We start from the raw sequence: 12235 nt of genomic DNA, 5'->3' as shown, positions 1-12235 counted from the left end.
GTCCGCCGCGTGGACGGACACGGACAAGGACCGGCGCCCGCCGTGTGCGGGGCGCCACCATGGGGAACGGAGCGGAAGTCATGTCGGTACTGGTGGTCACGGGCACGAACACGGAGGTCGGGAAGACGGTGGTGACGGCCGCCGTCGCGGCGGCCGCGCTGGCGGCCGGCCGTTCGGTGGCCGTGCTCAAGCCCGCCCAGACCGGGGTCGCCGCGGACGAGCCGGGGGACGTCGCGGAGGTGCTGCGGCTGGCGGGCCCGGTGACCGGTGTCGAACTGGCCCGCTACCCCGAGCCGTTGGCGCCCTCGACGGCCGCCCGGCGGGCGGGCCGGGAGTGCGTGCGGCCGGCGGAGATCGAGCGGGCGGCGGCGGAGCTGGCCGCCACCCACGACCTGGTCCTGGTCGAGGGCGCGGGCGGGCTGCTCGTGCGGTTCGACGAGGAGGGCTCGACCCTCGCGGACACGGCCCGGCTGCTGGACGCCCCGGTGCTGGTCGTGGCCCAGCCGGGGCTGGGCACGCTCAACATCGTCCAGCTGACGGCCGAGGCGCTGCAGGCGCGCGGGGTGCGCTGCGCGGGCGTGGTCGTCGGCAGCTGGCCGGCCGACCCCGATCTGGCCATGCGCTGCAACCTGGCCGACCTGCCGGAGGTGGCGGGCGCCCCGCTGCTGGGGGCGGTTCCGGAGGGGGCGGCGTCGCTCCCGCCGGACGACTTCCGCGCGGTGGCGGGCAGCTGGCTGGCCCCGCAGCTCTCCGGCACCTGGGACGCCGAGCGCTTCCGGGCGGCACAAGGAGCTTGATTCCGCCGTCCCGTGACCCGGCGCGGCAGCGTGGCCCGGTTACGGGACGGGGCGGGAAGGGGAGAAATCGCGGTAGCCGTCGTCATTCCCCGGGAAGGGGTGTGCCATGCCGCTCCGCAGCACCAGAACACCGCACGATGCCGTGCACCACCCGGTCTTCGCGCGCGTCTACGCATGGTGGAGTCCGATCGGCGACGCACGGTCCGGGGTGCGCGAGCACCGGCACGAGCTGCTGGCCGGGCTCTCGGGACGGGTGATCGAGATCGGCGCCGGGACGGGCCTGAACTTCGCCCACTACCCCGGCACGGTCTCCGAGGTGGTGGCGATCGAGCCGGACCGCACGCTGCGGCGGTCGGCGGTGGAGGCCGCGGTGCGCGCCGGGGTGCCGGTGGACGTGGTGCCGGGCGCGGCCGAGGCGCTGCCGGTCAAGAGCGAGGCGTTCGACGCGGCGGTGGCGACGCTGGTGCTGTGCTCGGTGCGGGACGTGCGGCGGTCGCTCGCGGAGCTGCGGCGGGTCCTGCGCCCGGGCGGCGAACTGCGCTTCCTCGAGCACGGGGTGGCGCAGGGGCGGGGAGCGGCGGCCGTGCAGCGGGTGCTGGACCGCACCGTCTGGCCGGCGCTCTTCGGGGGCTGCCACACCGCCCGGGACCCGCTGGCGGCGATCGAGGCCGCGGGCTTCGAGCTGGGCGCGCACCGGCGGCTGCGGGTGCCCTCGGGCCCGGTGCCGTGGCCGAATGCGTCGTGTGTGCTGGGCGCGGCCCGGCGGCCGGCCGAGCCGGGACCCTGAGCCGGCGGGCGAGCCGGCAGGTGAGTTGGCTCACGAAGGCGGAAACCCGGAAGAGAAGCGGAGCCGCCCTCCGGTACGTTGTGATCAACGACGTCCAAGGGGGATTCGCATGTCACGTCCGTTCCGCTTCGCAGTCAACATGCTCGACACCTGCGATGCCGCCGGGTGGCGGGAGAAGTGCCGCAGGGCCGAGGAGCTGGGCTACGACGTCATCCTGGTGCCCGACCACCTCGGCATGCCCGCCCCGTTCCCCTCGCTGGTGGCCGCCGCGGATGCCACGGAGCGGGTCCGGGTGGGCACGTTCGTGCTCAACGCCGGCTTCTGGAACCCGGCGCTGCTGGCCCGCGAGGTGGCCGCCACCGACCGGCTCACGGGCGGCAGGCTGGAGCTGGGCCTGGGCGCCGGCTATGTGAAGGCCGAACACGACAGCGCCGGGCTGCCGTTCGGGTCGCCGCGCGAGCGCGTCGACCACCTGGAGCACACCGTCACGGAGCTGAACCGGCTGCTGACCGACCCCGGGCACCGCCCGGCGGTCGAGCAGGCCCCGCGGCCCCCGCTGCTGCTGGGCGGGAACGGCAACCGGGTGCTGCGGCTGGCCGCGCGGCACGCCGACATCATGGCCTTCGCCGGCGGCGGCACCACCCCCGACGGCAGCCTGAAGCTGGCGAGCCCCGATGCGCTCGAGGAGCGGGTCGCCGCCTACCGGGGGTTCGCGGCCGACCGCCCCGAGCCCGCCGAGCTGAACTTCCTCGTCCAGATCGTGGCCGTCGGCGGCGACCCGCTCGCCAGGGCCCGCGAGCTGATGGGCTACACGACGGACCTCACCGAGGACGACTACCTGACCCACCCCGCCCTCCTGACCGGCTCGGTGAAGGAGATCGCCGAGCGTGTCCGGGGCCACCGCGAGCGCTACGGCTTCACCTACTTCACGATCCTGGAGCCCTTCATGGAGGAGTTCGCCCCGGTGATCCAGGAGCTGCGGGCCTGAGCCGACGGCCGCGCCCGGGCGGACCGACCCGCTCCAGTCTTTGCTCATCCTTTACCATGGATGCTCACCATCCAGTTCTGTGAGCCTCTTCAGTGAAAGGTGTGAGCGTCCGCCCATGGGCGAGCCCCCCAGTAGTCCCGGAAGTCGACACCGCGCGGCCGTCGCGCCCCTGCCCGATCATGGGACGGAGGTGAACCGATGACCGAAGCACTCCTTCTGGTGCTCGCCCTGCTGCTGACGCTCGCCTGCGCCGTGTTCGTCGCGGCCGAGTTCTCGCTCACCACCGTCGAGCGCGGTGAGCTGGAGCGGGCCGCGGAGAGCGGCGACCGGCGCGCGGAGGGCGCGCTCAAGGCCGTACGGAGCCTCACCTTCCAGCTCTCCGGCGCCCAGCTCGGCATCACGGTCACCGGCCTGGTCATCGGCATGATCTCCAAGCCGTCCATCGCCGCGCTGCTCACCGGCCCGGTGCGGGCGCTCGGCCTGCCCGCCGCGGCGGCGTCCTCCGTCGCGCTGGCCCTGGGCACCGTGTTCTCGACCGTCGTGCTGATGGTCGTCGGCGAGCTGATCCCCAAGAACTGGGCGATCTCCCGGCCGCTGCCGGTGGCGAAGCGGGTCGCGGGCCCGCAGCGCGCGTTCAGCGCGGCCTTCCGGCCGCTGATCCGGCACCTGAACAACAGCGCCGACCGTGTCGTGCGCCGGCTGGGCCTGGAGCCGGCCGAGGAGCTGGCCACCGCCCGCGGGCCGCAGGAGCTGGTCGCACTCGCCCGCCACTCGGCGCGGGAGGGCGTACTGGAGGCGGACACCGCCGAGCTGTTCGTACGGACCCTCAACCTTGCGAAGCTGTCCGCGGAGAACGTGATGACCCCGCGCGTCCAGGTCATCGCGCTCGACGCCCGGGCCACCGCCGAGGACGTCGCGAACGCCACCCGGGCCACCGGCCTGTCCCGCTTCCCCGTCTACCGGGACACCCTGGACACCGTCGTCGGCACCGCGCACATCAAGGACGTCCTGGCCATACCGGCCGACGAGCGGTGGCGCCGCGCCGTCACCGGCCTGCTGCGCGAGCCGCTGTTCGTGCCCGCGTCGCTCACCGTGGACCGGCTGCTGGACCGACTGTCGGGCAAGCGCACCATGGCGGTCGTCATCGACGAGTACGGCGGCACGGCCGGCGTGGTCACCCTGGAGGACATCGTGGAGGAGGTCGTCGGCGAGGTCCGCGACGAGCACGACCCGCTGGAGCTGCCCGACCTGGCCCCGGCGGGCGAGGCCGCGGACGGCCGCAAGCTGTACGACGCGGACGGCGCCGCCCGCACCGACCAGCTGGCGCACATCGGGCTGCGGACCCCGGACGGACCCTACGAGACCCTGGCCGGCCTGGTCGCCACCGAGCTGGGCCGCATCCCCGCCGAGGGCGACACCGTGGACGTCGCGGGCTGGCGGATCGAGGTGACCGACGCCTCCGGGCGGCGGGCGGCACGGGTGCGCCTGACCGCGCCGCTGCCCGGCACCCGGCCGGCCACGGGCGCCGGATCCGGTGAGGGGGCGGACCGATGACCCTGCTCCAGCTGCTCATCGGCCTCGCCACGCTGGTGGCCAACGCCTTCTTCGTGGGCGCCGAGTTCGGCATGATCTCGGTGCGCCGCGGCCAGATCGAGCCCTACGCGGAAGCCGGCGACCGGCGCGCCCGCAGCGTGCTGTGGGGGCTGCGGCACATCTCGGCCCTGATGGCCGCCGCACAGCTCGGCATCACGCTGTGCACGCTGGTGCTGGGCGTGGTGGCCGAGCCGGCCATCGCGCACCTGACGGCGCCGGTCTTCGACGCCGTGGGCCTGCCGGAGGGGCTGATCCACCCGCTGTCCTTCGTGATCGCCCTGGCCCTGGCGACCTATCTGCACATGCTCTTCGGCGAGATGGTGCCCAAGAACATCGCGCTCGCCGAGCCGGTGCGCACCGCCCTGCTGCTCGGCCCGCCGCTGGTGACGCTGGCGCGCGCCCTGCGCCCGTTCGTCTTCACCATCAACCAGCTGGCCAACGGGGCCCTGAAGCTGCTCCGGGTCGAGCCCAAGGGCGAGGTGGCGGCGGTCTTCTCCGACGACCAGCTGGCCCGTATGGTGGCCGACTCCAGCCAGGCGGGGCTGCTGGACGAGCGGGCCACGGAGCGGCTGCGGGACGCCCTGGAGCTGGGCAAGCGCCCGGTCGAGGACGTCGTCATGCCGCTGGAGAAGGTGGTCTCCGCCCCGTTCGGGGTGACGCCCGAGCAGCTGGAGCAGCTGTCGGCCTCCTCGGGCTTCTCCCGCTTCCCCGTCCTCGACGACGCCGGCCGCATCCTGGGCTACCTGCACGTGAAGGACGCCCTGGACGCCGCCCCGCGCGACCGGTCCTTCCCGCTGCGCCGGCTGCGCCCGATCGCCAGGGTCCGGGCGGACACCCCGCTGGACGACGTGATCACGGCGATGAGCGGCACGGGCGCCCACCTCGCGGCGGTCATCGGCGAGGACAACCGGCTGACCGGGCTGGTCACCCTGGAGGACGTGCTGCGCGAGCTGGTGGGCGCACGGGCCTGATGCCCGAGTCCCCCGCCTCCGCGACGGCGGCGGGGCGTTGGCGGTAGGATCACGGCGCCATGCCGATGATTGCCGCGTACACGCATCCGTACACCAGCTTCGTCGCCGTCGGCGACTCCTTCACCGAGGGCATGTCCGACGGCCTGCCGGACGGCTCCTACCGCGGCTGGGCCGACCTGCTGGCCGGGCGCCTGGCCGCCCGGGCCGGCGGCTTCCGCTACGCCAACCTCGCGGTGCGCGGCAAGCTGATCGGCCAGATCGCGGACGAGCAGGCGGCCGCGGCCGCCGCCATGGGCGCGGACCTGGTCACGCTGGTCGGCGGGCTCAACGACGTGCTGCGGCCGAAGTGCGACGTGGACCTGGTGTGCGCACGGCTCGCGGAGGCCGCGGACCGGCTGGCCCCGAGCTGCCGGCAGCTGGTGCTGATGCGCAGCCCGGGACGGCGCGGCCCGGTGCTGGAGCGGTTCCGGCCGCGCATGGAGCAGCTCTTCGACTTCGTCGACGGGCTGGCCGAGCGGCACGGCGCGCTGGTCGTCGACCTGTTCGGCGCCGAGGTGCTGGGCGACTCCCGGCTGTGGCACGAGGACCGGCTGCACCTGAACGCCGAGGGCCACCGCCGGGTGGCCGAGGCCGTGTGGCAGGCGCTCGGGCACACCCCGGAGTCGGACTGGCGGGCGCCCCTGCCGCCGTCCCCGTCCCCGGGCTGGGCCGCCCGGCGCGCGGCCGACGTGCGCTTCGCCCGGGTGCACCTGGCGCCGTGGGTCGGGCGGCGGCTGACGGGCCGCTCCTCCGGCGACGGCCGGCCGCCCAAGCGCGCCGAGCTGCTGCCGTACGGGCCGCCGTCCGCCTGAGCCGCGCCGGGCCGGCCCCGCGCCCCCCCCTCTTCGTAGCAAGCCACAACCCGGACCGGTGCGCTGGCCTGCACGAATCGCCAGTAGACTCTGGACACGTGACTCCCAAGCCCCGCATCCCGAACGTCCTGGCCGGCCGCTACGCCTCCACCGAGCTGGCCGTCCTCTGGTCCCCCGAGTACAAGGTCAAGCTGGAGCGGAAGCTGTGGCTGGCCGTGCTGCGCGCCCAGAAGGACCTCGGCATCGAGGTGCCGGACGCCGCCCTCGCCGACTACGAGCGGGTGCTGGAGACCGTCGACCTGGCCTCCATCGCCGAGCGCGAGAAGGTCACGCGGCACGATGTGAAGGCCCGCATCGAGGAGTTCAACGCCCTGGCCGGGCACGAGCACGTGCACAAGGGCATGACCTCCCGCGACCTCACCGAGAACGTCGAGCAGCTCCAGATCCGGCTCTCCCTGGAGCTGGTGCGCGACCGCGTCGTGGCCGTCCTGGCCCGGCTCGGGAAGCTCGCCGCCGAGCACGCCGAGCTGGTCGTGGCGGGCCGCTCGCACAACGTCGCGGCCCAGGCCACCACGCTGGGCAAGCGCTTCGCCACCACCGCCGACGAGCTGCTGGTCGCCTTCGCGCGGGCCGAGGAGCTGCTGGCCCGCTACCCGCTGCGCGGCATCAAGGGCCCCGTCGGCACCGCCCAGGACATGCTCGACCTGCTCGGCGGCGACGCCGCGAAGCTGACCGAGCTGGAGCGGCGGATCGCGGAGCACCTCGGCTTCGCCCACGCCTTCACCTCCGTGGGCCAGGTCTACCCCCGTTCGCTCGACTACGACGTCGTCACCTCGCTGGTGCAGCTGGCCGCCGCGCCGTCCTCGCTCGCCAAGACGATCCGGCTGATGGCCGGGCACGAGCTGGTCACCGAGGGCTTCAAGCCGGGCCAGGTCGGCTCGTCCGCGATGCCGCACAAGATGAACACCCGCTCCTGCGAGCGCGTCAACGGCCTGATGGTCATCCTGCGCGGCTACGCCTCCATGACCGGGGAGCTGGCGGGCGACCAGTGGAACGAGGGCGACGTCTCCTGCTCCGTCGTGCGCCGCGTGGCCCTGCCGGACGCCTTCTTCGCGCTGGACGGCCTGCTGGAGACCTTCCTGACGGTCCTCGACGAGTTCGGCGCCTTCCCGGCGGTCGTCGCCCGGGAGCTGGACCGCTACCTGCCGTTCCTCGCCACCACCAAGGTGCTGATGGGCGCGGTGCGGGCCGGGGTCGGCCGCGAGGTCGCGCACGAGGTCATCAAGGAGCACGCGGTGGCCTCCGCGCTGGCCATGCGCGAGCAGGGCGCCGAGCGCAACGAGCTGCTCGGCAAGCTCGGCGCGGACGAGCGGATCCCGCTGGACCGCGCCGCTCTGGACGCGCTGATGGCCGACAAGCTGTCCTTCACCGGTGCGGCGGGCGACCAGGTCGCCGCCGTGGTCTCCCGGATCGAGGAGATCGCCAAGCGGTACCCGGAGGCCGCCGGGTACGCGCCGGGCGCCATCCTCTAGGAATTCGGGACTCCCAGTGAGGGCCGAAGAGCTCGAAGCCGCCCGCGACCGCCTCGTCCCCGACGTGGTCGCGGGCGGTCTGCGCGTCCTGTTCTGCGGCATCAACCCCGGGCTGATGACCGCCGCCACAGGCCATCACTTCGCCCGCCCCGGCAACCTCCCCCAGCTACCGCTGGGAGGTACCCCCAGGCCCGTCCTGCACGCCTCGGGCTTCACCCCGCGCCGGCTCGCCCCGGCCGAGCAGGGCGAGCTGCTGGCGTACGGGCTCGGGATCACCAATGTGGTGGCGCGGCCCACTGCCCGGGCCGACGAGCTGAGCGACGAGGAGTTCCGCGAGGGCGGGGAGATCCTCCGGGAGAAGGTGCTGGCCCTGCGGCCGGCGTGGCTGGCGGTCGCGGGCGTGACCGCCTACCGCGTGGCCTTCGGCGACCGGCACGCCCGGATCGGACCGCAGGAGCGGACGATAGGCACCACCCGCATCTGGGCCCTGCCCAACCCCAGTGGCCTCAATGCGCACTGGTCGCTGCCGAAGATGGCCGAGGAGTTCGGCCGGCTGCGCGCGGCGGCCGGCGAGGCGGTCTGACGGCGCGTCCCGTCCGCGCGGGTCCCGGCGCTCGCCGCCGGATCCCCCACCGGATACCATCCGTCCGGCAAAGGGCACGCAAAGCGAGGAGGCGGCACGTTGGGGCGGCTCACCGGTGGCGATCCGTCTCTGCTGCGGCGGATCAACTCGGCCGTGGTGCTGCACGCGCTGCGTGCCGCCGAGGCCCCCACGCTCACCGATCTGGTCAAGGTCACGGGTCTGTCCCGGCCGACCGTGGAGGGCGTGGTCGAGGGACTGATCGATGCCGGCCTGGTGGTGGAGGCGGCGGCCGACGAGAGCGCCGCCCGCCGTCAGGGGCGGCCCGCGCGGCGGTTCCGCTTCCGGGTGGAGGCGGGGCACCTGCTGGGCATCGAGATCGGCTCGCACCGGATCGCCGTGCTCCTGGCCGACCTGGGCGGCCGGATCACCGGCTCGGCCCAGGTGGAGGTCGACCGGTCGGCCCCGGCGGACGAGCGGCTGGACCATGTGCGGGCGGCCGTGGCCGACCTCCTCAAGCGCGCGGGCGTGCCGCGCAGTTCACTGCGTGCGGTGGGGGTGGCGAGCCCCGGCATCGTGGCGGCGGACGGGACGGTCCGGCTGGGCACGGCGCTGCCGGGCTGGACGGGGCTGCCGCTCGGGGAGCGGCTGCGACGCTCGTTCCGGTGCCCGGTGCTGGTGGAGAACGACGCGAACGCCGCGGCCGTGGCGGAGCACTGGAAGGGCGCGGCCACCGGCTCGGACGACGTGGTCTTCGTGCTCGCGGGGCTGAGCCCGGGCGCCGGCTCGCTGATCGGCGGGCGGTTGCACCGGGGCTTCGGGGGCGCGGCCGGGGAGATCGGCGCGCTGCACCTGCTGGGCCGGGAGGCCACCCCCGAGGAGGTGCTGTCCACCACGGGCGAGCCGCTGCACCCGCTCGACGAGGCGCAGGTGGCGCGGGTGTTCGCGCTGGCCGGGCAGGGCGACGAGGGGGCGCGGGCCGCCGTGGAGCGCTATCTGCGCAGGCTGGTGCACGACGTGGCCGCGCTGGTGCTGGCCCTGGACCCGGAGCTGGTCGTGGTGGGCGGCTGGGCGGCGGGCCTGGACGGGGTGCTGGAGCCGCTGCGCACCGAGCTGGCCCGGTACTGCCTGCGGCCGCCGCTGGTGGCGCAGTCCCTGCTCGGCGAGGCCGCGGTGGCGACCGGCGCGCTGCGGCTTGCTCTCGACCACGTGGAGGAGCAGCTGTTCGCGGTCGAGAGCACGGTCACGGCGCGCCGCTGAGTGCCCCGCTGAGTGGCCGTCAGCCCGCGAGCAGCTCCACGGCCGCCCCGCCGGCCTCCCCGAAGGTGAGCCGGCAGGTGTCGGCCCGGTAGGTGGCCACGGCCACGGCGGCGATCCGGCCCCCGGCGAAGTAGCGGGTGGTGACGACGAGTACGGGCGCGCCGGGCAGCCGGTCCAGCTGCTTGGCGTCGTCGGCGCGGGCGGAGCCCAGCTCCACGGCCCGCTCCTGGCCCGTCAGCCGCAGGTGCTGGAGTTCGCGCAGCACGGCACGGGCCCGGGCCACCCCTGCGGGCGCGTCGATCGCGGCGAGGCCGGGGACGCTCTCGGCCGGTACGTAGAGCAGCTCCGCGGCGACGGGCTGGCCCCGGGTCTTGCGGGCGCGGCGGACGATGTGCACGGTCCGGTCGGGCTCGGTGCCGAGGAGCCGGGCGACGGCGGCGGGCGGTGCCTCCTCGCCGCTGCCGACGGGCTGCCAGGCGTCCGCGGCCGTGCCGGGCCAGGCGTGCTCGGCGTCGGCCAGGGCCACGCCCATGCGGGGCGGGGCGACGGTCGTGCCCACGCCCCGGCGGCGCTGGAGCCGGCCCTCCAGCTCCAGCTGCTCGAGCGCCTGGCGGAGCGTGGCCCGGGCCACGCCGAAACGGGCCGCCAGCTCACGCTCGTTGGGCAGGATCTCGCCCACGGCGAACTCGGAGTCGAGTGCGTCGCTGAGGACGGTCTTCAGGTGCCAGTACTTCGGCTCCGGCACCGATTCCAGCTGCGTGGTCCCCACCCTGATCCTCCGCAAGGCTTTTCGCGCTCTTCTTTATTAAAGGTTGTTGCAGTATGCCTGCCGACCATAGGACGGTGTGCGTACTTGGTCAAGACCAATGAAGAGCGCCGGAGCCCGGTCCCGGGCGGGGGTCAGCTGCTGCGCAGGGCGCCGAGCTTGTCGGGGTTGCGCTGGATGCAGATCTCGGCGATGCACCCGTCGACGGCCTCGACGCTGAACACGGCGTCCGGCCGTCCCCGGGAGAGCAGCAGCAGCGCCGGGCCGCCGTTCAGCTCCAGGAAGCGGAACCCGGGCTCGGGGACGGACCGGCCCGCGATGGCGAGGAGGAAGCGGCCGACCTTGTCGGCGGTCTCGATGACGCGCCGCGCGGCCTGGACCTTGCCGCCGCCGTCGCTGATCAGCCGGACGTCCGGGGCCAGCATCGCCATCATGTCGTCGAGGCTGCCGCCGGTGGCGGCGGCCAGGAACCGCTCGGTGAGGTCGCGGCGGCGCACCGGGTCGACGTCGAACCGCGGCCTGCGCTCGGCCACATGACGGCGGGCCCGCCCGGCGAGCTGCCGCACGGCGGCCTCCGAGCGGTCCAGGGTGGTGGCGATCTCCTGGTAGGAGAAGCCGAACGCCTCGCGGAGCACGAAGACCGCCCGCTCGAGCGGGGAGAGAGACTCCAGGACGACGAGGACGGCCAGGGACACGGTGTCGGCGAGCACGGCCCGTTCGGCGGTGTCGGGGATCTGCTCGCCGAAGTCGGTGGCGATGGGCTCGGGGAGCCACGGGCCGACGTAGGACTCGCGCCTGGCCGTCACCTGGCGCAGCCGGTCGATTGCCAGCCGGGTGGTGACGCGCACCAGGTAGCCGCGCGGGTCGCGGACGTCCTCGCGATCCGCCGCCGACCAGCGCAGCCACGTCTCCTGGACGACGTCCTCGGCGTCGGCGAAGCGCCCCAGCATGCGGTAGGCCACGCCGATCAGCACGGCTCTGTGGTGCTCGAAGACGTCGAGTGCGGTGTCGGTTCCTGTCACCGCCCCATCCCATCGAAGACGCCGTGGAGTTGTCCACGTGAACCGGCTCTCACCGGCCGTCCGGAACCGCCCCCGCCACGGCGTCTACCCCCGGGTAACCGTTGCTGACATCCTGTCTCGGTACGCCGCCCCGAGGATGACGAGGAGCCACCATGACCGAGACGATCTCCTTCCCCGTCGACACCCCTTCCGGACCGCGGACGGTGGAGGTGGTGTACGAGCGGGTCGGCGGCGGCGAGCCCCTGGTGCTGCTGCACGGCATCGGCCACCACCTCCAGGTCTGGGACCCGGTGGCGGGCATCCTCGCCGCCGAGCGGGACGTCATCGCCGTGGACCTGCCGGGCTTCGGCCGCTCCCCCGCCCTCCCCGACGGGATCCCCTACGACCTCGGCGGGGTGATCCCCGTGCTGGGCAGGCTGTTCGACGCCCTGGGCCTGGACCGGCCGCACGTCGCGGGCAACTCCCTGGGCGGGCTGATCGCCCTCGCGCTCGGGCGCGAGAAGCTCGTGCGGTCCGTCACCGCGCTCTCCCCCGGCGGGTTCTGGACGGAGGGCGAGCGGTACTACGCCTTCGTGGTGCTCTCCGCGCTCCGGCAGGGCGCGCTGCGGCTGCCGGAGCGGGCCGTCGAGCGGCTGGCCCGCACGGCCGCGGGCCGGGCGGCGCTGGCCGGCTCCATCTACGCGCGGCCCGGCCGCCGCTCGCCCGACGCCGTGGTCGCCGAGGCCCGGGCGATGCGGCACGCGACGGGCTTCGAGGAGACGCTGGCCGCCGGGCGCACGTTCCGCTTCACCGACGACGTGCCGGGCCTGCCGGTCACCGTCGCCTGGGGCAGCAAGGACCGGGTGCTCCTGCGCCGCCAGGGTGTGCGGGCCAAGCACACGATTCCCGGCGCCCGGCTCGTGCGGCTGCCCGGCTGCGGTCACGTCCCCATGAGCGACGACCCGGCGCTCGTCGCGCGCGTCATCCTGGACACCTCGCGCTGACCCGCGGACACGCCCTGGAACGCCCGTTGTTCACGGTGCGTTGGGCGGCCCGGCACCCGGTGGCGACAGGATCGGTCCATTCAGTGATCAGGACGCCGGCCGGGC

Annotated in this window: 12 protein-coding genes; 10 read left to right on the top strand and 2 right to left on the bottom strand. The window is 74.6% G+C overall.

The genetic code is table 11. The annotated features are described in order from the left end of the window. Positions 1-80: 80 nt before the first annotated feature. From bioD to AC1Z4A_RS29625, 9 genes are all read left to right on the top strand, one after another. The gene (gene bioD / locus AC1Z4A_RS29665; protein ID WP_483682950.1) at positions 81-797 is read left to right on the top strand and encodes a dethiobiotin synthase; all 717 of its coding nucleotides are present in this window, start codon (positions 81-83) and stop codon (positions 795-797) included. Positions 798-903: 106 nt separating this feature from the next. Further along, positions 904-1584, top strand: a complete 681-nt coding sequence (locus AC1Z4A_RS29660; protein ID WP_483682949.1) for a class I SAM-dependent methyltransferase — start codon at positions 904-906, stop codon at positions 1582-1584. Positions 1585-1693: 109 nt separating this feature from the next. After that, positions 1694-2572 carry an LLM class F420-dependent oxidoreductase gene (locus tag AC1Z4A_RS29655; protein WP_483682948.1) on the top strand — a complete coding sequence of 293 codons (879 nt, stop codon included), beginning with the start codon at positions 1694-1696 and terminating at the stop codon, positions 2570-2572. A gap of 198 nt (positions 2573-2770) precedes the next feature. After that, complete coding sequence (locus AC1Z4A_RS29650; RefSeq protein WP_483682947.1) at positions 2771-4126, top strand: hemolysin family protein; 1356 nt, start codon at positions 2771-2773, stop codon at positions 4124-4126. After that, positions 4123-5136 (top strand): hemolysin family protein, encoded by a 1014-nt coding sequence (locus AC1Z4A_RS29645; protein WP_483682946.1) that lies wholly within the window; start codon positions 4123-4125, stop codon positions 5134-5136. Before AC1Z4A_RS29650 ends, AC1Z4A_RS29645 begins: the two co-directional genes overlap by 4 nt. A 59-nt stretch (positions 5137-5195) precedes the next feature. After that, positions 5196-5987 (top strand): SGNH/GDSL hydrolase family protein, encoded by a 792-nt coding sequence (locus tag AC1Z4A_RS29640; protein WP_483682945.1) that lies wholly within the window; start codon positions 5196-5198, stop codon positions 5985-5987. 98 nt (positions 5988-6085) lie between these two features. Then, entirely contained in the window at positions 6086-7519 is a 1434-nt protein-coding gene (purB, locus tag AC1Z4A_RS29635) for an adenylosuccinate lyase (protein ID WP_483682944.1), read from the top strand. A gap of 16 nt (positions 7520-7535) precedes the next feature. Continuing rightward, positions 7536-8102 carry a G/U mismatch-specific DNA glycosylase gene (mug, locus tag AC1Z4A_RS29630; RefSeq protein WP_483682943.1) on the top strand — a complete coding sequence of 189 codons (567 nt, stop codon included), beginning with the start codon at positions 7536-7538 and terminating at the stop codon, positions 8100-8102. A 99-nt stretch (positions 8103-8201) separates the two neighbouring features. Further along, positions 8202-9359, top strand: coding sequence for an ROK family transcriptional regulator (locus AC1Z4A_RS29625; protein WP_483682942.1), 1158 nt, complete (start codon positions 8202-8204; stop codon positions 9357-9359). Positions 9360-9378: 19 nt separating this feature from the next. Here AC1Z4A_RS29625 and AC1Z4A_RS29620 read toward each other — a convergent pair whose 3' ends face one another. Together AC1Z4A_RS29620 and AC1Z4A_RS29615 are read right to left on the bottom strand one after the other, a co-directional pair. Next, positions 9379-10128: a GntR family transcriptional regulator gene (locus AC1Z4A_RS29620; protein WP_483682941.1), complete on the bottom strand. Its 750-nt coding sequence runs from the start codon at positions 10126-10128 to the stop codon at positions 9379-9381. Positions 10129-10259: 131 nt separating this feature from the next. Next, entirely contained in the window at positions 10260-11147 is an 888-nt protein-coding gene (locus AC1Z4A_RS29615; RefSeq protein ID WP_483682940.1) for an RNA polymerase sigma-70 factor, read from the bottom strand. A gap of 152 nt (positions 11148-11299) precedes the next feature. Between AC1Z4A_RS29615 and AC1Z4A_RS29610 the strand changes: the two genes are divergently transcribed. Beyond that, positions 11300-12130, top strand: a complete 831-nt coding sequence (locus AC1Z4A_RS29610) for an alpha/beta fold hydrolase (RefSeq protein WP_483682939.1) — start codon at positions 11300-11302, stop codon at positions 12128-12130. The last annotated feature ends 105 nt before the right edge of the window (positions 12131-12235 follow it).

This window comes from Streptomyces sp. 17_S59 (assembly GCF_056930295.1).
This window is presented reverse-complemented; position numbering and strand designations above follow the sequence as displayed.